The following is a 20,496-nucleotide window of genomic DNA, read 5'->3' as shown; positions in this document are numbered from 1 at the left end:
GTTCAGTTGGTCCGGGACTCTGTGAGCCCGGGAGTCACGGACTTACAGACTCCGGTGCGGGCCGCGCATGTCAGCTGGTCGCGGCGAGGTGCAGGACTGGGTCGCCGTTGTGCTCGCGCTCGGCTTCCTTGATCCGCTGACGGCACCAGGTCTCCCCGCGCACCATCCGCATGTGCTGCTCCGGCACCTCCTTCTCGAAGTACCGCTGGACGTCGCGCCAGCCGACTTCGCGGCCCGCGCTCAGCTGCTCCAGGACCCACTTGCGGGCCGCCTTCTTCTCGGCCTCGGCCTGCTCCGGGGTGGCCGCGCGGGCGGTCTCCGCGGCCAGCGCGCGGGCCGCGCGGGACTGCTTCGAGCCCTCCTCGTCAGCACCCTTCTGACGACCTCGCGCGGAGGGGGGGTTGTTGGGCTTGACCTGCTCGTTCGCGGCGCGCGTGCGGGCCGCGCGCGGGCCCTGCGCGGGCCTCTCAGTGTGGACCTCGGCGCCCTTTTTGATCTTCGCGACGGATGCCTTCGCGCGGTCCGCGCGCAGAGCGTTCGCGGGGTCCGCGAGGATCTTTCCGATGGCCCCCGGGTCGATCATCCAGCCCTCGCCGGCGGGCACCTCGCGCACCGGCTCGACGGGCGCGTCGAACATCGCGAGCGACGCCGTGGGCCTCAGCTCGTCGTGCTGCTCGACGAGCCCGGCGACCTTGCCCGCGCGCTTCCCGAACCGCTTGAGGATGCCCTTGGTAACGCCCGGCTCGGCACCGTGCACCTGCCGCCACGCCCGGTCCCAGGCGTCCGCCTCCGACAGGGGCGGAATCGTCGCTGTGCGCAGCCACGCGGCCCGGCGCACGACGCGCCAGTGCTTGATCCGCCGCAGCAGCGAGATCCGGATCTGCTCCGCGCTGCGGCCGCCGACCGCGTGGCTCTGGGAGTGCATGTAGATCTCCCAGACCGCCACGCCGAACAGCGAGGAGGCGGCGAACACGACCGCGAGCTGCGGCTTGTCCGCGTGGTGCCAGGCGTTCAGCCCGGCCGCGACCGAGGCGAACAGCCAGGTCATCACCGTGTAGAGGCCCGCAGGCTTGTCGTTGGCGACCGCCCACTTGCGCAGCCATGCCATCGCCCACGTCGAACCCTCGACGAAGACGGGCACCATCAGCGCCAACACCCACATCACACCGAGGCCGACCACCGCCGAGAACTGCCCGGGGAAGGCGAACGTGATGCTGGTGACGACCACGGTCATCACCCACGGCAGGGGCTGGCCGACTGCCTCGGCGAGCCGCTCGTTGCGGGCCTTGCGGGCCGCAGCCCGCTTCTCCCGGCGCTTGGCCTTCTCCTCCAGCCGCTTCGTCTTCGCCGCCTCCTTGCGCAGCCGCTTGCGCTCAGCGGCCTTCTCGCGCTCCTCGGCGATCTGGATGTTCGTCAGGGCGTTGGTCTTGCGCCCCTCCGCCTCGGCGTGGGTGGCCGCCGCGCGGGCCGTGACCTTGTCCAGCTGACGGCGGCCCTCGTAGGTCGTCGTCTCCATCAGCGAGTCCTTTCCTGGCCGTGCCCCTGGCGGGCGCGGGTGACGCGGGTGATCGGGTCGGAGACGTTGAGGGAGGTCAGGACCTCCCAGGAGTCGAAGTCAGCGCCGGTCCAGTCCGTCATGTCCGCGGACTGCGGGGCGGTCGTGGCCTGGCGGCCGCGCTGCGGGGTGGTCGCGGTCTTCATCACGCCGCCTCCTTGTCCCGGAAGCCGCCCGCCACCGTGCGGAAGGCGGGGGAGGCGAGGACGCCCGGCGGGGTGAGGACGGCGTCCAGGGCGATGACCACGAGGGCGATCAGCACCATGCCGACGCGGGCGCCATGACGCCCAGCTCGATCCCGAACAGCCAGGCGCCGCCGGCCAGCGCGGCGAACAGCCGCACCCGGCCCAGCATCACGGGCAGCAGGGAGAACAGGACGGTCAGGCGGGGGTTGGAGGTCGTGAAGTTCATGCGGCCCGACCACCCTTCGCGGTGCTCAGGTCGGCGGTGCCGCGCCGCGGCAGCGGCACCACGTTCGCCGGCGGGCGGACGCCCAGCACACGGCGCAGGTGCGCGATGTTCTCGCGGTCGATGTCGTTGTCCGGGTCGCTGGTGTCCACCAGGAACTCCACGTAGGCGGCCCGCAGCTCGGGGGACGCGGCGCGGAGGGCGGCGAAGTCGCCACCGAAGCCCATCGCGGCCTCGATGTACTCGCTCTCGCTACCGACGATGCGGCCTGCGACGATGGTCCTCATAGGGTCGTGCCTCTCTACTCGGTCGGCCCTTGCGCGGGCTCTCCGGCTTGGCTTCCAGGCGGCCGGGGGGCCCGTTTTTAGGCATGGCGGTGCCCTGAATTGGCAGTGGGGCTGCGCCGGCGGCGAAAGCGCCGAATGAATCGCCCAGGGCATGGCGACTCGATGCGCATCGTGAGCTGCACTCACTCTGCGTTCCGGACCCTTCGACAATCCCAGTATTGCGATTCCTTGTCAATCACCCGGCAGACCCTAATCCTGGGACTAGTGAGGTCTGTCAATTAATCCCGAGACTGTGATTCACTAGACCTGCCAGCTACCCAATGGAGGAGATCGCCCGGCCATGCCGCCGAAGTGGAAAGACCTCGCTGAGGAGATCGCCGCAAAGATCAACAGCGGCGAGTACCGGCCCGGGGACCGCCTGCCCAAGATCGAGGAGCTGGCCCGGGCTGGCCGGGGCTCGAAGACGACTGTTCACGCGGCGTACCGAGCGCTGGAGAGGGAGGGCCTGGTGGCGACGTCCCGTGGCCACGGGACCGTTGTGCGCGAGCGCACCCCTCTGTCGACGGGAGCCGAACGCGAGCAGCGCAGCAGGATCACCGGCTCGTCCTGGCGCGACGGTGAACTCTCCGACTCCCACACAGCGGGTGTCGTAGCGGCCCCAGCCGACGTGGCTGAGGCTCTCGGCCTGAACAGGGGCGACCTGGTGCTGAGGCGCTCTCGCACCTACCGCGATGCGCAGACCGGGGACGTGATCTCTTATTCGACCTCGTGGATCCCGGCCTCGTTCGCGGACGCACTGCCCGAGCTGGCGATGGGCAGACGGCTCGCGAGCGGCACGACGATCGACCTGATCACGAACCACACGGGCCGTCCGGTCGCCCGGCGCATCAGCGCCATCTGGGCCCGTCTCACCACTCCGTCCGATGCTGCCCTTCTGGAGATCGCTGAGGACACGCGTGCGGCCGTGGTGGTAATGACCGTGCGCATCATCGACGCCGGCGGGGTCACGATCGAGTACGGCGTCGATGTCGGAGGTCCCGGCCGCCGCTGGACCAGGGAAGAGGCCGTTGCATGACTGCCTCACCCCTCACCGAAGCTGCCTCCCAGCCCACCGCTCGGCGTGAGACGGCCCAGCTGGTGCTGATGGCTGGTCTACCCGGGTCGGGCAAGACGACCTTGGCCCGCGCCCTGGAAGCACGCGGATTCGTTCGTTTCTGTCCCGACGAGCGGGTCTGGCGCACGTACGGCCACTACGGACGGGACTTCCCCCGGGGCGAGTACCTGGTCAGGGAGCGCCCGGTGCTGCAGGAGGTCGCACGAGAACTACGCGGGCTGCTGGAGGCTGGTGGCACGGCAGTCATGGATCACGGCTTCTGGACCGCCAACGAGCGAGCGGAATGGCGCCGACTGGGGGAGGAGGCCGGAGCCGCGGTCACGCTCATCCATCTGCCCGCCACCCTCGATGTCCTCTGGGCGCGCATCCAGGAGCGCAACGAGGCCACCTACGACGACCCCAACGCCATGTTCTTCAGTAAGTCCGACCTGCAGCGTCACGCCCGTCGTTTCGAGGCTCCGGGCCCGGACGAACCGCACGTGACCTACGACGGCCAACTCGAAACCGTGCTCGGGGTGCTCGGCCTGCTCGACACCCCCGACGGCTAGCCCGGCCGCACCGTCAACCCCAGGTACCCGCGGGCACGGTGGCACACAGCAACGAAAAGCGTGTCTGCCCGTTGGGCAGCGATGAGGAAAGAGGAAGATGAGCACCGTGAAGCACGCACTACCTCCCTAGACAAGCCGACGGCCGCCCCTGCGCCAACAGGAACGGCCGTCAATGAGTCGACTCACCCGCCTACCAAAGCTTCGAGTCGTACGTCGGCGGTAACGCCGGGCACCTGACCACGAGGGCCCGGGTACCGATATCAGAATAGCCAGACCTGGCCACAGCAAACAGCACGCGTGTGCCGCGTCACTCCTATCTGGTGATGATCCGCCGCCTGTACGGCTCCCCAATGTCAGGGGAGAACCCAGCACAATGAGCACCACCGCTCGACCGCCGGGCACGGACACCGTGCCGGAGAGGGCCTCCGCCACCCCGAGAGGGGGTGCGCGTTGAGGAAGCGTTCAGGACGGCCGCCACGGTTCGCCGCCGTCCCCAATGAGACCGTCGACGACTCGGACAGCCTTGACCTGGAGGCCTTGGGCCTGCTGACCGTGGTCCTGCGCCACAGGGACGGCTACGAGATCACCCTGCACGAGATCGCAGAGAAGTACGGCTACCACCGGGACGCCCTGGCCGGTGCCTGGGGCATGCTTCAGGTCGCCCGGTACGTCGTCAAGGTGAGGATCCAGTGGGCCGGGGACAACCAGTTCTCGACCGAGGTTGTGGTGTACGACACGCCCGCCACGGACGACGAGGTCAAGGAGCTGTTGGACAGCATCGCGCGCGAGCCGAACGTGCGGAGCGTGAAGCTGGATCCGCCGACGAAGTCGGCACGTGAGCGGGCGGCGAAGCACCTCGCGAAGGTGGAGGCCAAGCGGGAGAGGAAGCGGGAGCGCCGCAAGCTCGACTTCGAGGTGCCGGGGCAGGCGGCGGAGAGCGGCCGGGGCCGGGGCGCCCGTAGGGGAGAGGACCGGGGGAGCGGGGCCGCCGGCGCGGCTGCATCGGCTCCGGCCAAGCCGCCCCGGAAGTCGGTGGCGCCGAAGAAGCCGACGAAGAAGAAGGAGCCGGGCAGGCGGATGACGCAGTCGGAGGCGGCCGCGGTGAAGCTGGTGGAGGCGGCGTTCCCTGAGCAGCTGCGTGCACTGCTGCCGTCGTACCGGCCGCCGGTGCTGCGGGACGCGATCCTGGACGCCCTGGACTCGCGCACGGCGGACGTCCTGGTCAAGCGGGTGAAGCGCCGGTGGTGGAAGCACGGCTACGAGGAAGCGGCCATGCCGGGCGGCAAGGGCATCGGCTCGGCGATCGGCGTCGCGGTGGCGCTGGTGCGTCCGTCGACGGACTGCCCGGAGCCGATGTGCGAGGACGGCGTGATCCTCGACTCCGGGGCGGCGTGCCGGACGTGCGAGCAGCGCATGGAGGACCGGAAGCACCCGGTGCCCGCGCAGCGCGGCGAGCCCGGCGAGGACCAGGGCGGCGGCGCCCCGGCCCCGCGCCGGTGGAAGTGCCGCACCTGCCACACGCCGGGCAAGACCGGCGTGGAGGCTCCCGAGGACGGCTTGTGCGGTCCATGCCGCAAGGAGGAGCAAGAGGCGCACGAGGCGGCGGCCCGGCTGCAGGAGAACCTGCGGCGGGCGGAGGCTGAGCGCGAGCGGCTGGCGCGCGAGCGGTGGAACGAGCTGCTGGAGAACGCCTACCGAGAGCACGCCGAACGCGAGCGGGAGGCCGCTGAGGAGCGCGAGCGCCGGGAGGCGGCGGAACGGAAGCGGCTGGCGGACGCGGAGGAGCGGCGCCGTCTGCAGGAGCAGATCGCCCGGGAGAACCCGGAGCTGCTGGCCTACTCGCAGACCGCCTGACGCAGGTCAGGGACGGCCGCACCCCACCGACGGGGTGCGGCCCCTCGGCATGTCCGCAGTTCGTGACTCTGTGAGTACGGGACTGCCGGACTGCCGGAATCGATGTCTCAGCCGTGCGCATTGCGCACACCGTGTACGGCGCGAGGGGCTGCACGAGGCACGGCGCGGAGCGTCGTTCCTCGAGCAGCGCCGACCGGACGGCGGCCGCGGGTCGTCGTCGGCGCCGTCGGGCACGGCCGGGGCGGGGGAGTGCGCGCCGCGTCGCCGGGCGAGCGGGTCAGCTGGGGCGGTCCGGCCCGGAACCGAGCGGACGTCGTCCGGCGCGCGGCACCACCTGGTGGTCGACGGCGGTGGGGAGCAGCTGCTCGGCGGCCCGTTCTGCGGCCGTGCCGGGCCTGGGCGCGGCGGCGTCCGACGCCGGGGGGAGGTGCTTCGGTCCGGTGCCCAGGGGGCGGCGGGTGGTGCTCACGGGCCTCATCCTGGCAGGCCCGCGCCGACCGGCGGTCTACTCGGCGGCCGCGGCGGGCGGCGTGCTGAGCGGGGCGAGGGCGGTGTAGCAGGGGGCGCAGACCGGCAGGGGATCGGTGATGTCGGCCGGGGAGCCGTGGTCCTCGGCCCCGGGCGTCACCAGGCGCAGCAGGCGGCCGGGGTCGGCGGCCGCGGTGCACGCGCCCGAGCCCTGGTGGTACAGCGCGCACACACAGCGGCAGCCGCCGGGCCGGTGCTGCTCCCAGGTGAACATCCAGGTCTTGGTCAGGTAGAGCACGGGGTGCGCGGGTTCGGGTGCGGGTTCGCCGGCCATGCCCGAGACGGTAGCGGGCCGAACCGCGGCGGGCGCGGTGGGCGCAGGTTCATCCGCCCTCGATGTGCCGACGGCCCGCGTCGTACTGGCGGCGCACGGTGGACTGCTTCTCGGGGTCGCCGTGGATGGCCTGGGCGATCGTCCGCCAGGACTGCTTATGGTCGTCGCGGAGGTGGACGACCAGGACCGCGGCGCGGGCCTCCAGGAGCCGCGCGAGGTGGGTGGTGTGCTCGGCGGCGGCCAGGGCCTGCTCGACGGCCTCGTGCGGGTCGTACCCGGCGCCGTACTCGTCGCCCAGGGCCTGCAGCGCGTGTGCGAGTTCGCCGGAGTCGACGCTGCGGGCGAGGTGGCCGTGGCGGTCGTCGACCCGCGTCCAGCGGATCTCGGCGCGGCACTCGCTGGGGTGGGTGACGGTGACGGCCACCGTGGGTCTCCTTCCGGCCGGGGTGTGCGCTTTGCGCACGGCGATCATGCCCCGTCGGCCGTGCGCATTGCGCACACCGGGGCCCGCCGCCCGCCCGCCGGCGCCGTCGACCCGGTCTCGCGACCCTCCGGGAGCACCCTCACAGCGGCCCGCGGCGGCGTCTCCCTGCGGCACGTCCCGGCCCCCTGAACCGGCCTCCGGACCCCTCTATCGAAGCGTTTCCCCAGGTCAGACCCGACACCCGGTTTTTCGGGTGTCGGGTCCCACCTGCGTAAATGGTTCGTTTCCGCAGGTGGGACCCGGCACCCGGGTTTCCCGGGACCCGGGGAAGGCCGGTGTCCCTTTAGAACACTGGGGTTGTTAGAAGACGAGAGAGAACACAAAAGCGCCTTGCGGCGCGTGCGCCGCTGGTGACGCCCGGAGGGCTAGGTACCGGTAGTAGCGCGCGAGCGCGTGCGAGGCGGCTCCGCCGCGACCGATGGCGCCACGGCGCCAGACAGTTCCCCTCCCCCGAAGAGATCCATCCGGCCGGCCGGTGGCCACCAGCTCGCCCGCCGCCGGGCAGGGCCTCGGTGGGCGACTCCGCCCTATCGAGCCCTAACAGGCCCTCGCGCTCACCGTTCGCGGTGCCCTTCTCCCCCGGTACAGGGACTCATGTCACCCTCACCGCCGTGGCCGGAGGCGACCCCCCGACGCTGAAAGCCCAGGTCGGAGCCGCAACCACGACGAGAGCCGCAGGCTCATGACAAGCGGAGCGACCGGTCACCGCCGATCAAGGGCGCGAGGGCCTGTTAGGGGTTAGAGGAGAGGGGCGCGGGCCCGTCACCCGTGGGGGTGAAGACCGGTGCCGGGGTGACGGCATCCCCGTGGCTGAGGTGATGACGGGCCCGCGCCGTGGGTGGCTGGCCTGAGTGCGTACGTGCAGGTCAACCCATAAAGGGGACGCCCCTCCGGGGCGACTCAACGCAGCCCAATCGGCTCCGCCGGGGGCGCCACGGGCGCCCCCGACTCCACCGATGGGACAGCGGACGCCCTACGGGCGGCAACCACAGGAGGAGGTCGGCGCGTCTCTGAGCGCCCTTGTGCGGCTCTCAGGGCTTGATCGGCACTCCGGGACCTCCATGCCGGGAACGGCGCTCCTGGCGCCGCGCAGGGGTGTTCTCGGCGGTGTTCTGTGGCGGGCGTGGCGAGCGGTTCCACAGGGACGGTGCCGCCGTCCCTCCCCCGCCGCGGGCTCCGGGCCGCTCCGCCGGCGGCCTTCATCCCGGCCTCGACCGCCGGAGCCCAGGTTCCAAGTCCGGTACTCCCGGACTCCGGGACTCTGTAATTTTTGCGCATAGATATGCAGGTCAAAGCCACAGTACAGAGATCGGCGGGAGTGAGTTTCCGGGCGGCCCTTGTGTTGGTGTACGGAAGTCCATACAGTCCTAGGTGTACGAACTTCCGTACAGCAAGCCGAGGAGGAGCACCCAATGGCAGTCGCTCTCTCAACCGCAGTGATCGCCGTCCTCGGCACCCTGCTCGGCTCCATGGTCACCGGCCACTTCCAGCAGCGGGCCACCGACCGCGGTGAGGCCGAGGTCCGCCGGCGCGAACTGCGCAAGGAGCACCTGCACGCCGTCACCGCTCTCGCGGAGGCCATCAGCGCCCACCGCAGCATGATGTGGCGCTGCGGCGACGCGAAGTTCAAGGGCGACCTCGACCGGTACGAGGAACTGCGCATCCGCTCGCACGACACCCGCGCCGCCGTGACCGCGCCCCTGGTAGGCCTGCGCATCCTCATCACCGACCCGGCCGTGCGCACCGCGGCGGACCGGATGGTCGACGCCACGTTCGGCATGCGCCACCAGGACGCCGACGCCGACACCCTCAACGCCGCCCGCGTCGCAGCCCTCACCGCCCACGACGAGTTCGTGGAGGCCGCCGCCCGCTACATGCAGACGGTCTGAGACGACGACCGCCCGTCCTCCGACCACACCCGTTCACACGACACCAAGGAGCACCCGCCCAATGAACGCCAAGGACCCGATCGCCTTCGTCCCGTCCAGCACATCCCGCCTCGGCGGCGGTGACATCGTCATCAGCCTGACCCCGGAGCAGACGCAGAAGCTGGGCATGGACGCCAGCATGCTGGCCGACTGGTTCCACAGCGCGCTGTGGGCGCTGGCCACGCTGCGCACCGTGAACCCCGCCGAGTGCACCGTCTCCGCGAGCAGCTGGCACACGATGATCAACGACGTGGAGCACCGGCTCCTGCCGCGCTTGGAGGGCATCCGTGACGCCCTGGTCCGCGCCCACGACTCCAGTGGCGGCAGCGTCAATGACCTGGCGCTGGCGATGGACGTGCCGCGCAGCACCGCGCAGTACCGCCGTGACGTGCTGCGCCGATCGCAGAAGAGCACGTGGGAGGACTGGGCCGTCTTCGGTGGCCCGCAACAGGGCGGCCAGGCCCCGCAGGACGACCGCGACGGCCAGTAGCCACCGGGCACCCGGGAGGGCGGGCCGGTCCGCCAGCCAAGCAAGAGCGGCCCGTCCCCCGGGGCTCACCCATCCGCCAGGGACAGGGAGACCCTCCTCATGAACCAGCTCGCCCCCGCCGCCGTCTTCGCCGCCGTGTTCATCGCGCTGTACGTCGCGCACAGCGTCGGCGACCACTGGGTGCAGTCCAGCTGCCAGGCCGCGGCCAAGGGACAGCCTGGCTGGCCCGGGCGGCTCGCCTGCGGGCGTCACGTCCTGGGTCTGACCATCACCAAGGGGCTGGTGCTGGCCCCGGTCGTCCTCCTGCTGCACCTGCCGGTCACCGCTCTGGGCCTGACCCTCGGCCTCGGGATCGACGCACTCAGCCACTACTGGGCCGACCGGCGCACCCCGCTCAAGCGGCTCGCCGACCGGTGCGGCAAGGCGGAGTTCTACTCGCTGGGCACCCCCGCCCACCCCGGGCACCCGGTGACCGCGAAGGGCGAGTACGCGCCCACGCTGGGGACCGGCGCCTATGCGCTGGACCAGAGCTGGCACATTCTGTGGATGTTCGTCGCGGCCCTGCTGATCGCCACGGTCTGACGGCTCTGTGCGCTGTTCCGCCCGGACCCGCCGTCCGGGCGGAACAGCGCACAGAGCCGGACAGCCCGGCCCTGACCGACCGAAGGGACACGATGATCCGCAACGCTGCCATCTGCGACCAGGCGGGCTGCCTGGCCCTCTACCTCGACCCCGCCAACCGTCCCGAAGACCAGCCCTTCGACACCGCGTTAGCCGCTGCGGGGTGGGGGCTCGATGACGTCGCCGGCCACAGGTGCCCCGGCTGCACACGGGGCACCGGGCCGGTGCTCGAACGAGGTGAGTGCCCCCGCTGCTGCGGCTCCACCGTCGACCGCCACGACGGGGCGGCCTGCCACTACTGCGGGCACGTCAGCCCGCACCCCGACGAGGAGGACGAAGACGACCTCACCGACGTCGGCTGACGTGATGTGGGTCGCCTCACAGGTCGATGGGCCGTGCCGATGATGGCTGGGCCTCCCGTTCTCACCCGCCACTCGGAGCGGCTGGCGTCTCCAGCTCGTCCAGCAGCCGCTCCAGCTCTACCCAAGAGCGGGCCCGCTGACGGGCGTACACCGGGCTGTCGAAGAACAGCGCGTGGCAGTGCTGTGTGATGTTCTGCAGGGCGGTCAGTTTGCTGTCCTCGCTCCGGTCCGAGATCCACACCCCGCGCGCGGTGCTGGAGTAGCGCACCGCTAGATCCGGGAGCCGCGACCCGGTGTACGCGAAGAGGAGCTGCACGGCGTGGTCGGTGAGGTACTTGGTCGCCTCATCGACCTGGGCCCGCCAGCGATCGCGTTCCTCCCGCAGTGCGGTGCGGACCGCGTCGGTCGCCTCCGGCGCGACCGGTGCGGCAAGCAGATGGGTGACCGCGGACAGGACGTTCAGCATGCTCGCCTGGAACTTCTCGCGGGCCTGCATCTTCGCTTGAAAGCGCCGGTTGCGGACTTCGAGCAGGGGCGAGACGTATCGCCCGGCGACTATCAGGGTGAGCAGGGACGTGGCGATCGAGATCAGGGCGGTCGTGCCCCATGAGGGCATCCAGTCAGGCATGGGCGCGATTCTGGCGTGTCACGAACTGGGGGTCGCCGGGAGTCGAAGGCCAGCGGTGCCGCCGTGCCGGTCTTCGGCTCACGCCCGGAAGTGCGGCACTTGCGGAGTCCGTGACTCCGGGAGTACCGCACTACGGGACTCCGGTACTGCCGGAGTGTGGGTCGGCCCGGCGCTGGTTAGGACGGAAGGGCGTCGAGCGCGGCCTGCCATGGGTAGGCGTCCAGGTCGCCGCGCTTGGGCTTGTGCGGGGTGAAGCCGCCCTCGCCGAGCAGCACGGTCACGCCCGCCTGGCGCAGGAAGTCGACGTGCCGGGAGACGGCCGGATGGGCGGCCTGGGCGTCGTTGAAATGCGGCAGGGCGACGATCGGCAACCGAAGTCCGATGCCCTCGGTGACCAGTCCTAGAGCGAGGGTGTCGCTGATTGCCGACGCCCACTTCGCCAGGGTGTTGTTGGTGAGCGGCGCAACGAGCATCGCGTCCGGCGGCGGCAGCACGTCGGGCTGGCTGGGCAGCTTGTACTGGTGGCGGACGGGGTGGCCGGTGAGCTGTTCCAGGGCCTCTATCTGCCCCTCGGTGTCCTCGGTGAGCCAGCGGTGGGCGGAGGGCGTGAGGATCACGCATACGTCCCATCCGGCTTGCTGGGCGGCCCGGATCGGTATCGGCAGGCGCCGGGCGGGCGGCGCGGCGCAGGCGATGAGGTACAGGGTGCGGTTGGTGGTCACCGGGGAAGTCCACAGCGATCAGCCAGACCGCGCAAGCGCCCCTCGGCGCTGCCCGCTCCCAGTAGTCGCAGGTCCTCGACGAGACGCTTGGTGCGCGGGCGGCACCGCACCTCTTCGGGGGCGAGGGCTTCGGCCTCCAGCAGCGTGTCGACGGCCTTCTCGCGCATCCCGGCCTGGGTCTCACCCAGCGCCCGGTCGGTCAGCAGGTGGGCGCGGCGCTCACGGGGGAGGCTGTGCAGGGCGGCCGCCGGAATGCCTGCGGCGACCGTCACGGCGTCGGCGCCAGCGGACAGGTGGACGTGTGCGGCGACCCGGTAGAGGGCGCAGTTTGTCGGCCCGAAGCTGGTCCACAGCTCGTTGCCGTCCGCCCCGAGCCGGTCGGCGTGCTCGTCCGCCTGGTCCAGGAAGACGGGGACCGCCCGGGCGGCGGTGTCGGGGCTGTGATCGTCCGCCTCGGCGACGGCGGCCTGCGCGAGCGCGGCCTTGAGGAACAGCATCCCGAGCACCGACAGCCCCAGTGCGCCGCGCTGGACCAGGTCGGGGCGCAGGCGTTCGGCGGCCGCCGTGGCGAACGCGACGGCGGCCGCGGCCTGGCCGTGGCTGGTCATCGCGTCGGCGAGGTGCCGGGCGGCGCTGGCCATGATCACGGGATCCTCGGAGCGTTCGGCGGCCGCGACCGCGCGGTGGCCGGCCACGACAGCGAGCTCGGTGTCGCCCCACTTGATGGCTGCAGCCTCGGTCAGCTCCAGGGACAGCGACAGCAGCCGGAACGCCTCGTACTGCTCCTCGCCCTGGTGGCGCTGGGCGGCCCGGGTCGCGTCCACCAGAAGTGCCGGGATCTGCGTGCCGAGCCGGGCGAAGTGCCCGGCCTGGAACCCGGTGCGGGCGTGGACCAGGGCCCGGCGCAGGGCGGCGACGGGGACCGGTTCGGCGCAGGAGTCGTCGGTGTGCCCGGTGATGACGTCGTGGCGCTGCAGGACGGCCCGCACCGCCTCGATCTCACTCTCGGCCGGGCACAGCACGGCCGGGTCGTGCAGCAGCCGGTCCAGGGTGAGGCCTAAGCGTGTGGCGATCTCGGTGACCACCGACAGGTTCGGGTCGGCCTGGCGGCGCCCGCCCTCCAGCTCCTCGACCCAGCGCAGGGAGCGCTGCATCAGGGAGGCGAACTCCTGCTGGGACAGGCGGCGGCGGCTTCGCCAGTAGGCGACGCGGCGGCCGAACTGGATGCGGTCCATGGGGCGCTCCGGATGCGGAGTCGACGACCCACACACACCGTGTGGGCTACGTCGTGTATACCGCCCGTACGGTCGCGATATGGCCCAGTCCGTCAAGCCTTCCGTCTCGACGTGGCACCGACTCGCACAGCCTTCCGACCGGATCCGTGCGCAATGGGTGCGCGGTGGTGAGCGCACCCGGTGGGCAGCGTGCGGGCAGAACTGGGACGCGGTGGCCATCACCCCGATAGCCCTCGGCCTGGACGCACTGGTCGCCCTGCGGATCAGCCCGCGCCGCGGCTACCCGGTGCTCGCCGACCACCTTCGCGACCAGCTGTACGTCCTGGTGCCGCCGGGCACCGGCCGCGCGGCCGCCGGTCTCCCCGGCGTGCGGGTGCTCTCCGACGGTCACCAGCTGCTGGTGCCGCAGACGGCATACGGCACTCCGGCGGCGTACTGGATCAGCCCGCCCCGCGACGGGTCCCCCCTGGTGCGTCCCGACCGGCTCGCCCATCACCTGCGCGTCCTCGTCCGCGCCGACCAGCCGAAGGCGGCCGCCTCATGAACAGCACCCTGCATGTCGTGCACGACTTGGACGGCCGCCTCACGGCGGATCCGCCCGACCGCGCCGTGCACGAGGAGGTCGCGCGTGCGGCACTGGCGTGGTCTTCGCCGCTGGACGTGCCCGCCGACGACGTCGCGCAGATCGGCCTCCTGCTCGCCGGGGCGGTGCGGGTGGTCGCCGACGAGGTACGCGCTCACGCCGTCCGGCTCCCCGAGAACGACGGCCGCCGGCTGTTCGCCGAGCTGATCCTGGAAGAGGCCGACGGGCAGCTGTCGCAGCCGTGTATGAGCCTGCGCGGGGTACAGGACCGGGCCCGGCTGATCCGCACCCTGTACGGCAGGCTGGACCGCCTCCGGGCCGCCACGGCGGTCGACGAGGTGGAGGCCGCCGCCTCCCCCTGAGCCGTCCTGAGCCGTCTCCTGGCGCCTCCCCCCGTGGGCCCGGGCGGACGAGGAAGCCCCTGGCGGCCGCTCCTGCGCCGAGTGCCGCCGGGGGGCTTCTCCATGTCCGGCCTGCGCGCGGTGCAACGGCCCAACGGGTCGGGTGCGTGGGACAGGCGCCGGAGTAAGGCGCCGGAGTAACGAAGCACGTGAGTCCCGGAGTCTGTCACTCCGGGACTCACGTGGGGTCCGACGCAGGTCAGACGGCGACTTTGGCCTTGGACGGGCGCCCCCATCCGGCAGCGCGGTCGATCGCCTTGAGTAGGGGTGGCTCCCATCCGGCGGCCGTCAGGCTGTCGGTGTCGGCCACGCCCGCCTCGGCGAGCACGGACAGCTGCATCGTGTGCTCGATCCCTTCGGCCCACGCCTCCCGCAGGGCTCTGCGGCACGCCAGTCGCGCTTCAAGTTCCTCGGTGGTGCCCGTCTCGCCGAAGCGTCGCGCCGCCGCCAGAGCACGGCCGCACGTGGCGACATCGTCCAGGAGGGCGACCGCCCGCTCGGCGTCCGGCTGCCGGGGGGCCGGGGAGGCCTTCGGGCTGACGCCGCGGCGAAGCTGTTCCATGCGGGTGGGCAGGGGGACCCATGAGGGCTCGCCGGCCATCTGCTGGTTGGTCTGCTCGACGGCCCGGGTCCAGGCGCGGTACAGGCCCCGCGTCTCCAGGGGCGTGCCGGGCGGGACCGGGTGCTCGCCGCGGTGATTAGCGTGCAGACTCACCCACAGTGCCGTTGCGGAGCCCCGGACCCGCTCCAGGAGCGCATCCCGCTCGATGAGCCACCGACGCAGGGCGGCCCGGGTCAGGCCGGACAGGGTGATCAGCTCGACGTAGGCCTCCGCTTCGCTCCACCCCTGGGGCCTGCGCACGATCCGGATCTCTTCGAGCGACGGCGCGAGGTCGTTGATCCGGCATGCGCAATGCTCGCCGGAGCGCGCCCCGGTGTCGATGGCCACCGCACCAATGGCGAGCATCCGAACCTGTCCGGGCCGGGCAACCCGGTCGGCGACCTCCTCAAGGGAGGACCGCAGCAAGGAACGGGCCCGCTTAGGGACGGGTTGCTTGGGTGCCGGGTCGGGCTGCGGCGGCAGGTCGGCGTGGACCCCGAGCGCCTTCGCCAGCAGTGCCAGGACCTCGATGCGGATCTGCCGCGAGTGGTCTCCGCTGGCCGCCTTGGCGGCCTGGCGCACCCGCAGTTCGCCGCGGCCCGCGAGCGTGAGGTAGGCGTCGACGGCTTGACGCCGGAACAGCGGGCCCGCTTCGGTGTCGGTGTCGAGCGGGTGGTCGGGGTGGACGAGGGCGCGGCCGTACTCGCCTGCCACCCACCGCACCTGGCGGCCGCGGGCCTCGGAGATCCCTTCTTCGGAGCGCACTTCGTCGGCGGCTGCGAGCAGGAGTTGCGACCCCTTGAGGCTCCGGTCGACGGGCATCAGCGCGCCTCCCCGGAGGCGGGCCGCCGCACGGCCTGCCGTACCCCGCGGGCCGCCGGGGACCACGACAGTGCGGCGCCGCCGTGGTACTGGCGGAAGACGGTGTCCTTCGACAGGTGGGCGGCGGCGGCGATCTCCGTCCAGGTAGCGGCCTTGCCGTCGGGCCGGCTCTCGCCGCGCAGGGCGCGGCCGGCGGTGTCGTGTGCGGCGCGGCCCGCCGCGTCGGCGATGAACATCATGAGTTCGAGCTGCTGCAGGGGATCGACCGCGAGGCCGATCGCCGTGGCGAGTAGCTGCACGCGGTCGGCCGCAGCCGTCTCCTCGGCGTCGGCCCGCCGGACCAGATCGGCGATCTGCTCGGCCATCATGTCGACGTTGTCCACCCGGAGTCCTCCCGTTGTGCCGGAACAACGAATGGCGGCAGCGTAACGGGGTTGCATTGTGCCGACACAACGAACGGGCGCGGTTGGCGAGAACCGCGCCCGTTGGCTTAATTACAGACTCCGGGAGTGCCGGACTTCCGGGGTTACTTCTGCCCGGCCGCCTCTGAGCTGGCCTCTTCCTGGGAGGCTACGGCCCGGCGCCGGGGCAGAACGGAGGCCAGCAGGTCCTCCTCCGTGTCGCCGTGGAGCCGGTGGGCGTGCGCCAGGAGCAGATCGACTGCCACCCGGATCAGCGTGTTGTCGGTGATGATCTCGGGACGCCCCTTGCGTCGACCCCTCACGTGCCGGCGCAGGGCGGCGAGGTCGGCAATCTGGTCGGGGCGGAGTCGGGCTTCCTTGCGCTCCAGCGTCGTCCACTTCGGATCACCGGAACTGCGGGAGTCCGACACCTCGGAAGTAACAGAGTCCGGCACTCCGGAAGCCGGGGGTTCCGGCACCTCGGGAGCCCGGGATTCCGTGCCCGCGCCCCGCTCCCCCTCTCCACCGAGGATGGGTTCGACCTCGGGCGTCAGCGGCTTACGCTCACTCCCTATGCCGGAGTCGGAGGGGACGACAGACCGCGCCCTTTGCGGCGTCACGCGAACTCCTTGATCATGCGCTGGGCGGCGGCCTTGTAGACCTCCCGCATCTCGTTGGCGCGGCTGCCCAGCTCCGCGAGCGGCAGAGCCTCGTCCGCGGCGTCCTTCACCACCGACCGCGCCGGAATCGGCTCCCAGACCTTGTCCTCGCCGAAGATGCCCGGCAGCGACTTGAGATGGTGGGCATGTCCGGCAAGACGGCCGTCGACCAGAGAAGGGATGGCGCCGGCGAAGGTCAGGTCCGGGTTGCCCATCTCAGTGCGGTTGATCTCGTCCGCAATGAAGTCCCGGAACCTCACGGCGCCCTCGACCCCGTCATACTCCGGCTCCACCACGGCCACCGCCCAACGCGCGGCAGCCAGGGCGACCTGGGTGAGGTGCCCCAGGGAGGGCTGGCAGTCGAACAGGGTGAAGTCGTAGTCATCGTCGGCGCCCTGCAGGGCACGGGCCAGGCGCCCGCGCGCCCCGATCACAGCGGCCTCAGAGATGCGGTTCTCCAGGTCGAACCGGCTGGGGATGATGTCGATCCGCTGACCGTAGATGCCGCCCCACCCGCACGGCACGATCGCGTCAGCGGCCACACCGGCCTCGCCCGACTTAATGACCTCGGCGGTGGTGACGAGCGGCTTCTCCTTGCGGTAAGGGCGGCCCATCCTGCGCGATACGTTCGCCTGCGGGTCCACGTCGACGACCAGCACCCTGCATCCTTCGTCGGCGAGCGCGGCCGCGACGTTGGCGACCCAGCCACTTTTCCCCGTGCCGCCCTTGTTGTTGCCGGCGGCAACGCGCTTGCTCCGTTTCGGCATACCCCTCTCCTTTCTCCGATCCGGGACTCTGCGACTCCGACATCACCGGAGTCTGTGACTTCGGCAGTCTGGCAGCTGCTCCGGGGCGCCTTGCACCCGAACCCCCCGACACGACCCTCACGGCCTCGCGTTCGCTCACCCGGGTGATCGTCCGGTGTGCGGCGTCCCGTCGCGTTCCGCCCGGCAGTTGGGCCGGGCATGAGACGACTTCTGTACCTGGGTGTGGCCCTCGCGGTGGCGTGTGTGATCCCGACAGCCACCCCGGCGGCGGCGGATAGCAGCGCCTGCACCCACCACTGGTCAGGCCCGCAGGTATGCATTCGCATGGAGGGCCGCAACGGCTGGAACGCCGTCACGGCAATCTGGACGAACCCGCCGAAGTCCACGACGAGCTGGAAGGTCTGGCTGACCCAGGACGGCAGCCGGGTAGGTGGGACCCAGACCGCCCGGCGGCAGGGGAAGACCCTCAGCTACACGTGGTCGACCTTCCAGCAGGGCACCGACGCCAAGATGTGCGTGCACTTCAAGGGCATCAACCGCGTGGCCTGCGACAAGACCAAGTACGTCGGCAAGTAGGGGCCTAGGGCTGGTCGGCGCGGGCTCGGTCAGGCCACGCGCAGCTGCCGCCCCCACTTCTCTACCGCCGCGGCGTCGCAGTGATCACAGAGCGGGGAGCGGGCGCCACGGCCGTACTTGTGGGTCGGCCGGTGGCAGGTCGCGCAGGGCCCGACCTCGTCGCCGGGGCAGACTCGGGCCGACATGTCCGGCTCTGTGATCGGCGGCGGTGCAGGGGTGGTCATCAGTTCCTCTTCTCGGCGGCCGGGAGCGGCCCGCCTCGAACGAAGAATAGAACGCCGCTGCCGCTCCCCATGGTCCACGAGGGTGGCTGGAGGCGCGGGCGCCGGGCTGGGAGCAGTCGGTGCGGGCGCTGGGCCCGGACTGGCTGGTGCCGTCGCTGGTAGGGATGCCGGGCGGGAGGGACTCGGTACGCGCTGCGGCGCTGGCCGGCGGGTTGCCGCGGCTCTTCCGCCCTATGACCTGGGCGCGTAGCGTCGGGGTTTCCACCTGGGGCACGGCGGGCGTTTGCCCGCCTGAAACCGGAGGGCCCGCCGCTGGGGCATCAGCCCTGGTGGCGGGCCCTTTTTTCATGCCCATAGAATCGAACGTGTGAGCGATGGCCGGTTGTCCCGTCTTGAGATGCTGCGGTTCCTGGAGCGTGTCCAGGTCGCGGATCTCGAACGCACCCGGCGTTGGATCGCGGACGAGGAGCGGCGGGACGCGGAGCGGCAGCGCGGCATTGCGGCACGGCCTCCGGCGCCGGACTGGCTGATCGAGCAGAGCCTGAGCCGGGACGTGCCGCCCGTGTACGTCCACGTCGGCGGCTGCCACATGGCCGGTAAGCGATCGAAGGGCGTCGGCCGGGATCAGGCGCTGCGGGCGCTGACCGAGGGCGTGGCGGCTTGCCCGCACTGTCGGCCGGACACCGAGCTGGGCGTGCTCGACTAGGCGCTGTGGGGCCGCCTGGTGGCGGCCTTCTTCGCGGTCGTCTTCCTGGCCGTGGTCTTTGCGCCTGTGCTGGTCTGCTGCTTCTTCGCCGTCTCCTTTGGCAGCTCGTGGACGTCGGCGTCACCGCGGGAGGCCTTCGCCTTCGACACCGACTCCTGGAGGGCGGCCATCAGATCGACAATCTGCGCCGGCTGCTCCGGCTCCGGCACTGCCGGAGGTTCGCGGTCTTCCCGCTTGGCTTCGATGACCTGGGCGATCGCCTCGGTGTAGGTGTCCTTGAAGTCGTCGCCTTCGAGGTCGTCGCGGGTCATGGTGTCCATGAGGACGAGTGCACTGTCGATCTCCTCCTCGGACAGCTCGACCGGCGGGGGCAGCAGCTCGGTGGGGTCGCGGATCTCGTCCGGCCAGCGCATGGCGTGCAGCACCAGGACGTCGTCGCGGACGCGGAGCAGGCCCAGGCGCTCGCGGCCGGACCAGGCGAATTTGGCGACGGCCACCTTCGACGAGCGGGACAACGCCTGGACGAGGAGCTTGTACGGCTTCGCCGCCACCTGCTCCTTCGGCTGGAGGTAGTAGCCCTCGCCGATACGGATCGGGTCGATGGACTCCAGCGGCACGAACGCTTCGATCTCGATGGCCTTGGCCGTGGGAAGCGGCAGGTTGCTCAGATCCTCGTCCGTGATGGGGATGACCTGAGTCTTGGTGAGCTCGTAGCCCTTGCCGATCTCGGACTGGGCGACCTCGCGGTCCTCCAGCTCGCACACCTTGCGGTACCGGACCCGGCCCATGTCCGGGAGGTGGTACTGGTGGAACCGGATGCTGCGGTCCTCGGTGGCCGACTGGACGTTGATCGGGACGGTAACCAGGCCGAAGCTGATGGCGCCGGACCACACTGTTCGGGGCATGAGCGACCTCCGCGACGGCCCCGAGCAGGCTCCAGCCTATGGCGGGCACGCGGCCGGCGCAGCCCACCATGCGTCCGATGTGAGGTGCGGGCAGGCTGGCGGCATGGCTTCCGACCGCCCCGTCGTGATCTACCCGCCCGATGAGACGGGCGGTCGGCGGGTGCGCGCGGACGGGGGCATCCTCGGGCTGGCGTACAGCGTTCAGGACGTCGCCCGGCTCATGCAGGAGGCCGGTCTCCAGCACTGGGACGAGATAGACGTTGTCCGGTCGGCGCTCATCGAGTGGCGGGGGGGCGGGCCCGACGTGTGGACGCGCTGAAGTCGTCGGTGCACGACCGTCCCGGGTCCGACGGGGGCGGGCCTGCGCCCGTGACCCATCTACGATGCGGCCGTGACTGATCGACGCGCCCTCGGTCCAGGCCCGGACCCCACCACGCTGCGGCGGGCGGCGCAGGCCGACCTGGCCGACCTGCCCGCCGTGCCGCTGCCAGACCTGGACGAGCTACGCCGTCGGGGTGTGCTGTCCGCCCGCCCTCCCGGCCCGGCCGCCCGTCGCCCGCGCTTCCTAACTGCCGAAGTACGGAACTCCGGCAGTCTGTAAGTCCAGTGCAGGGGTCTGGTGGCCGTGATGAGCGTCAGGCGGGCGATGCAGCAGCGGCGAGGGCCGTGCCGGGGGGCGGCCCGCTGACCGGGGCACCCGGCGCGGGCGGCGCCGGGGTGAACGCCGTACCCCGGCCCTGTGTCGGGACTCCCGTGAGTTCCTTCTGTTCGGCGCATCTCTCCTGAGCTGCGGCGCTGGTGAGCGGGGGTTCA

Annotated in this window: 29 protein-coding genes; 13 read left to right on the top strand and 16 right to left on the bottom strand. The window is 71.4% G+C overall.

Annotation, left to right across the window (positions count from 1 at the left end; all coding sequences use genetic code 11):
- Positions 1 to 70 precede the first annotated feature (70 nt).
- The 4 genes from ACSU6L_RS40925 to ACSU6L_RS40910 form a co-directional block, all read right to left on the bottom strand.
- Positions 71 to 1,516: a hypothetical protein gene (locus tag ACSU6L_RS40925; protein WP_437065338.1), complete on the bottom strand. Its 1,446-nt coding sequence runs from the start codon at positions 1,514 to 1,516 to the stop codon at positions 71 to 73.
- Positions 1,516 to 1,701, bottom strand: a complete 186-nt coding sequence (locus tag ACSU6L_RS40920; RefSeq protein ID WP_437065336.1) for a hypothetical protein — start codon at positions 1,699 to 1,701, stop codon at positions 1,516 to 1,518. The genes ACSU6L_RS40925 and ACSU6L_RS40920 overlap by 1 nt, the downstream gene beginning before the upstream one ends.
- A 109-nt stretch (positions 1,702 to 1,810) precedes the next feature.
- The gene (locus ACSU6L_RS40915) at positions 1,811 to 1,966 is read right to left on the bottom strand and encodes a hypothetical protein (RefSeq protein WP_437065335.1); all 156 of its coding nucleotides are present in this window, start codon (positions 1,964 to 1,966) and stop codon (positions 1,811 to 1,813) included.
- Positions 1,963 to 2,250: a hypothetical protein gene (locus tag ACSU6L_RS40910; RefSeq protein ID WP_437065333.1), complete on the bottom strand. Its 288-nt coding sequence runs from the start codon at positions 2,248 to 2,250 to the stop codon at positions 1,963 to 1,965. The genes ACSU6L_RS40915 and ACSU6L_RS40910 overlap by 4 nt, the downstream gene beginning before the upstream one ends.
- A gap of 340 nt (positions 2,251 to 2,590) precedes the next feature.
- Between ACSU6L_RS40910 and ACSU6L_RS40905 the strand changes: the two genes are divergently transcribed.
- From ACSU6L_RS40905 to ACSU6L_RS40895, 3 genes are all read left to right on the top strand, one after another.
- Positions 2,591 to 3,325, top strand: a complete 735-nt coding sequence (locus tag ACSU6L_RS40905; protein ID WP_437065331.1) for a GntR family transcriptional regulator — start codon at positions 2,591 to 2,593, stop codon at positions 3,323 to 3,325.
- Positions 3,322 to 3,912, top strand: a complete 591-nt coding sequence (locus tag ACSU6L_RS40900; protein WP_437065330.1) for an AAA family ATPase — start codon at positions 3,322 to 3,324, stop codon at positions 3,910 to 3,912. The genes ACSU6L_RS40905 and ACSU6L_RS40900 overlap by 4 nt, the downstream gene beginning before the upstream one ends.
- 450 nt (positions 3,913 to 4,362) lie before the next feature.
- A complete protein-coding gene (locus ACSU6L_RS40895) occupies positions 4,363 to 5,766 on the top strand; it encodes a hypothetical protein (RefSeq protein ID WP_437065328.1) in 1,404 nt (467 codons plus the stop codon).
- A 277-nt stretch (positions 5,767 to 6,043) separates the two neighbouring features.
- Here the strand turns inward: ACSU6L_RS40895 and ACSU6L_RS40890 are convergent, their stop codons facing one another.
- Genes ACSU6L_RS40890 through ACSU6L_RS40880 form a run of 3 tightly spaced genes read right to left on the bottom strand, consistent with a single transcriptional unit; the run spans position 6,044 to position 6,992 of the window.
- On the bottom strand, positions 6,044 to 6,235 hold the full coding sequence (locus tag ACSU6L_RS40890) for a hypothetical protein (RefSeq protein WP_437065326.1): 192 nt from the start codon (positions 6,233 to 6,235) through the stop codon (positions 6,044 to 6,046).
- 36 nt (positions 6,236 to 6,271) lie between these two features.
- On the bottom strand, positions 6,272 to 6,568 hold the full coding sequence (locus ACSU6L_RS40885) for a DUF6372 family protein (protein WP_437065325.1): 297 nt from the start codon (positions 6,566 to 6,568) through the stop codon (positions 6,272 to 6,274).
- 49 nt (positions 6,569 to 6,617) lie between these two features.
- Positions 6,618 to 6,992, bottom strand: coding sequence for a hypothetical protein (locus ACSU6L_RS40880; protein ID WP_437065324.1), 375 nt, complete (start codon positions 6,990 to 6,992; stop codon positions 6,618 to 6,620).
- A 1,472-nt stretch (positions 6,993 to 8,464) separates the two neighbouring features.
- Between ACSU6L_RS40880 and ACSU6L_RS40875 the strand changes: the two genes are divergently transcribed.
- The 4 genes from ACSU6L_RS40875 to ACSU6L_RS40860 all read left to right on the top strand — a co-directional run bounded on the left by ACSU6L_RS40875 (position 8,465) and on the right by ACSU6L_RS40860 (position 10,453).
- Positions 8,465 to 8,941 carry a hypothetical protein gene (locus ACSU6L_RS40875; RefSeq protein WP_437065322.1) on the top strand — a complete coding sequence of 159 codons (477 nt, stop codon included), beginning with the start codon at positions 8,465 to 8,467 and terminating at the stop codon, positions 8,939 to 8,941.
- Between the two features lie 61 nt (positions 8,942 to 9,002).
- On the top strand, positions 9,003 to 9,470 hold the full coding sequence (locus ACSU6L_RS40870) for a hypothetical protein (RefSeq protein ID WP_437065320.1): 468 nt from the start codon (positions 9,003 to 9,005) through the stop codon (positions 9,468 to 9,470).
- A gap of 99 nt (positions 9,471 to 9,569) precedes the next feature.
- Positions 9,570 to 10,052, top strand: coding sequence for a transcriptional regulator (locus tag ACSU6L_RS40865; RefSeq protein WP_437065319.1), 483 nt, complete (start codon positions 9,570 to 9,572; stop codon positions 10,050 to 10,052).
- A 92-nt stretch (positions 10,053 to 10,144) separates the two neighbouring features.
- Positions 10,145 to 10,453 (top strand): hypothetical protein, encoded by a 309-nt coding sequence (locus tag ACSU6L_RS40860; RefSeq protein WP_437065317.1) that lies wholly within the window; start codon positions 10,145 to 10,147, stop codon positions 10,451 to 10,453.
- A gap of 61 nt (positions 10,454 to 10,514) precedes the next feature.
- On the opposite strand, the gene ACSU6L_RS40855 is transcribed toward ACSU6L_RS40860, so the two are convergent.
- The 3 genes from ACSU6L_RS40855 to ACSU6L_RS40845 form a co-directional block, all read right to left on the bottom strand.
- On the bottom strand, positions 10,515 to 11,081 hold the full coding sequence (locus ACSU6L_RS40855) for a hypothetical protein (protein ID WP_437065316.1): 567 nt from the start codon (positions 11,079 to 11,081) through the stop codon (positions 10,515 to 10,517).
- A gap of 176 nt (positions 11,082 to 11,257) precedes the next feature.
- Positions 11,258 to 11,803 carry a flavoprotein gene (locus ACSU6L_RS40850; RefSeq protein ID WP_437065315.1) on the bottom strand — a complete coding sequence of 182 codons (546 nt, stop codon included), beginning with the start codon at positions 11,801 to 11,803 and terminating at the stop codon, positions 11,258 to 11,260.
- Positions 11,800 to 13,038: a helix-turn-helix domain-containing protein gene (locus ACSU6L_RS40845; RefSeq protein ID WP_437065314.1), complete on the bottom strand. Its 1,239-nt coding sequence runs from the start codon at positions 13,036 to 13,038 to the stop codon at positions 11,800 to 11,802. Before ACSU6L_RS40845 ends, ACSU6L_RS40850 begins: the two co-directional genes overlap by 4 nt.
- A gap of 79 nt (positions 13,039 to 13,117) precedes the next feature.
- On the opposite strand from ACSU6L_RS40845, the gene ACSU6L_RS40840 reads away from it, so the two are divergent.
- The gene (locus tag ACSU6L_RS40840; protein ID WP_437065313.1) at positions 13,118 to 13,582 is read left to right on the top strand and encodes a hypothetical protein; all 465 of its coding nucleotides are present in this window, start codon (positions 13,118 to 13,120) and stop codon (positions 13,580 to 13,582) included.
- A complete protein-coding gene (locus ACSU6L_RS40835) occupies positions 13,579 to 13,983 on the top strand; it encodes a restriction endonuclease (RefSeq protein WP_437065312.1) in 405 nt (134 codons plus the stop codon). The genes ACSU6L_RS40840 and ACSU6L_RS40835 overlap by 4 nt, the downstream gene beginning before the upstream one ends.
- A 238-nt stretch (positions 13,984 to 14,221) precedes the next feature.
- On the opposite strand, the gene ACSU6L_RS40830 is transcribed toward ACSU6L_RS40835, so the two are convergent.
- The 4 genes from ACSU6L_RS40830 to ACSU6L_RS40815 form a co-directional block, all read right to left on the bottom strand.
- Positions 14,222 to 15,445, bottom strand: a complete 1,224-nt coding sequence (locus tag ACSU6L_RS40830) for a hypothetical protein (protein WP_437065310.1) — start codon at positions 15,443 to 15,445, stop codon at positions 14,222 to 14,224.
- Positions 15,445 to 15,828, bottom strand: a complete 384-nt coding sequence (locus tag ACSU6L_RS40825; RefSeq protein ID WP_437065309.1) for a hypothetical protein — start codon at positions 15,826 to 15,828, stop codon at positions 15,445 to 15,447. Before ACSU6L_RS40825 ends, ACSU6L_RS40830 begins: the two co-directional genes overlap by 1 nt.
- Positions 15,829 to 15,971: 143 nt before the next feature.
- Positions 15,972 to 16,277 carry a hypothetical protein gene (locus ACSU6L_RS40820; protein ID WP_437065307.1) on the bottom strand — a complete coding sequence of 102 codons (306 nt, stop codon included), beginning with the start codon at positions 16,275 to 16,277 and terminating at the stop codon, positions 15,972 to 15,974.
- Positions 16,278 to 16,462: 185 nt separating this feature from the next.
- Positions 16,463 to 17,272, bottom strand: coding sequence for a ParA family protein (locus tag ACSU6L_RS40815; protein ID WP_437065306.1), 810 nt, complete (start codon positions 17,270 to 17,272; stop codon positions 16,463 to 16,465).
- A 198-nt stretch (positions 17,273 to 17,470) separates the two neighbouring features.
- Between ACSU6L_RS40815 and ACSU6L_RS40810 the strand changes: the two genes are divergently transcribed.
- Positions 17,471 to 17,848 carry a hypothetical protein gene (locus tag ACSU6L_RS40810; RefSeq protein ID WP_437065304.1) on the top strand — a complete coding sequence of 126 codons (378 nt, stop codon included), beginning with the start codon at positions 17,471 to 17,473 and terminating at the stop codon, positions 17,846 to 17,848.
- A 29-nt stretch (positions 17,849 to 17,877) separates the two neighbouring features.
- Here ACSU6L_RS40810 and ACSU6L_RS40805 read toward each other — a convergent pair whose 3' ends face one another.
- Entirely contained in the window at positions 17,878 to 18,072 is a 195-nt protein-coding gene (locus tag ACSU6L_RS40805) for a hypothetical protein (RefSeq protein WP_437065302.1), read from the bottom strand.
- A gap of 367 nt (positions 18,073 to 18,439) precedes the next feature.
- On the opposite strand from ACSU6L_RS40805, the gene ACSU6L_RS40800 reads away from it, so the two are divergent.
- On the top strand, positions 18,440 to 18,778 hold the full coding sequence (locus ACSU6L_RS40800; protein ID WP_437065300.1) for a DUF6233 domain-containing protein: 339 nt from the start codon (positions 18,440 to 18,442) through the stop codon (positions 18,776 to 18,778).
- Here ACSU6L_RS40800 and ACSU6L_RS40795 read toward each other — a convergent pair.
- Entirely contained in the window at positions 18,775 to 19,683 is a 909-nt protein-coding gene (locus ACSU6L_RS40795; protein WP_437065298.1) for a Ku protein, read from the bottom strand. The genes ACSU6L_RS40800 and ACSU6L_RS40795 overlap by 4 nt on opposite strands.
- Positions 19,684 to 19,786: 103 nt before the next feature.
- On the opposite strand from ACSU6L_RS40795, the gene ACSU6L_RS40790 reads away from it, so the two are divergent.
- Together ACSU6L_RS40790 and ACSU6L_RS40785 are read left to right on the top strand one after the other, a co-directional pair.
- Positions 19,787 to 20,002, top strand: coding sequence for a hypothetical protein (locus ACSU6L_RS40790; protein ID WP_437065297.1), 216 nt, complete (start codon positions 19,787 to 19,789; stop codon positions 20,000 to 20,002).
- 72 nt (positions 20,003 to 20,074) lie between these two features.
- Complete coding sequence (locus tag ACSU6L_RS40785; RefSeq protein ID WP_437065295.1) at positions 20,075 to 20,284, top strand: hypothetical protein; 210 nt, start codon at positions 20,075 to 20,077, stop codon at positions 20,282 to 20,284.
- Positions 20,285 to 20,496: the final 212 nt, after the last annotated feature.

Origin of the sequence: Streptomyces sp. enrichment culture, assembly GCF_964272855.1 — a bacterium.
GTDB lineage: Bacteria > Actinomycetota > Actinomycetes > Streptomycetales > Streptomycetaceae > Streptomyces.
The sequence above is the reverse complement of the archived record's forward strand: the minus strand, read 5'-3'. Positions and strand labels throughout refer to the sequence as shown.

Coding starts and splice junctions, on each gene's coding strand:
- ACSU6L_RS40845 (WP_437065314.1), bottom strand. CDS start 13,038: ATGGACCGCATCCAGTTCGGCCGCCGCGTCGCCTACTGGCGAAGCCGC.
- ACSU6L_RS40855 (WP_437065316.1), bottom strand. CDS start 11,081: ATGCCTGACTGGATGCCCTCATGGGGCACGACCGCCCTGATCTCGATC.
- ACSU6L_RS40885 (WP_437065325.1), bottom strand. CDS start 6,568: ATGGCCGGCGAACCCGCACCCGAACCCGCGCACCCCGTGCTCTACCTG.
- ACSU6L_RS40835 (WP_437065312.1), top strand. CDS start 13,579: ATGAACAGCACCCTGCATGTCGTGCACGACTTGGACGGCCGCCTCACG.
- ACSU6L_RS40865 (WP_437065319.1), top strand. CDS start 9,570: ATGAACCAGCTCGCCCCCGCCGCCGTCTTCGCCGCCGTGTTCATCGCG.
- ACSU6L_RS40805 (WP_437065302.1), bottom strand. CDS start 18,072: ATGACCACCCCTGCACCGCCGCCGATCACAGAGCCGGACATGTCGGCC.
- ACSU6L_RS40920 (WP_437065336.1), bottom strand. CDS start 1,701: ATGAAGACCGCGACCACCCCGCAGCGCGGCCGCCAGGCCACGACCGCC.
- ACSU6L_RS40790 (WP_437065297.1), top strand. CDS start 19,787: ATGGCTTCCGACCGCCCCGTCGTGATCTACCCGCCCGATGAGACGGGC.
- ACSU6L_RS40900 (WP_437065330.1), top strand. CDS start 3,322: ATGACTGCCTCACCCCTCACCGAAGCTGCCTCCCAGCCCACCGCTCGG.
- ACSU6L_RS40840 (WP_437065313.1), top strand. CDS start 13,118: ATGGCCCAGTCCGTCAAGCCTTCCGTCTCGACGTGGCACCGACTCGCA.
- ACSU6L_RS40830 (WP_437065310.1), bottom strand. CDS start 15,445: ATGCCCGTCGACCGGAGCCTCAAGGGGTCGCAACTCCTGCTCGCAGCC.
- ACSU6L_RS40910 (WP_437065333.1), bottom strand. CDS start 2,250: ATGAGGACCATCGTCGCAGGCCGCATCGTCGGTAGCGAGAGCGAGTAC.
- ACSU6L_RS40860 (WP_437065317.1), top strand. CDS start 10,145: ATGATCCGCAACGCTGCCATCTGCGACCAGGCGGGCTGCCTGGCCCTC.
- ACSU6L_RS40905 (WP_437065331.1), top strand. CDS start 2,591: ATGCCGCCGAAGTGGAAAGACCTCGCTGAGGAGATCGCCGCAAAGATC.
- ACSU6L_RS40815 (WP_437065306.1), bottom strand. CDS start 17,272: ATGCCGAAACGGAGCAAGCGCGTTGCCGCCGGCAACAACAAGGGCGGC.
- ACSU6L_RS40795 (WP_437065298.1), bottom strand. CDS start 19,683: ATGCCCCGAACAGTGTGGTCCGGCGCCATCAGCTTCGGCCTGGTTACC.
- ACSU6L_RS40915 (WP_437065335.1), bottom strand. CDS start 1,966: ATGAACTTCACGACCTCCAACCCCCGCCTGACCGTCCTGTTCTCCCTG.
- ACSU6L_RS40810 (WP_437065304.1), top strand. CDS start 17,471: ATGAGACGACTTCTGTACCTGGGTGTGGCCCTCGCGGTGGCGTGTGTG.
- ACSU6L_RS40870 (WP_437065320.1), top strand. CDS start 9,003: ATGAACGCCAAGGACCCGATCGCCTTCGTCCCGTCCAGCACATCCCGC.
- ACSU6L_RS40875 (WP_437065322.1), top strand. CDS start 8,465: ATGGCAGTCGCTCTCTCAACCGCAGTGATCGCCGTCCTCGGCACCCTG.
- ACSU6L_RS40925 (WP_437065338.1), bottom strand. CDS start 1,516: ATGGAGACGACGACCTACGAGGGCCGCCGTCAGCTGGACAAGGTCACG.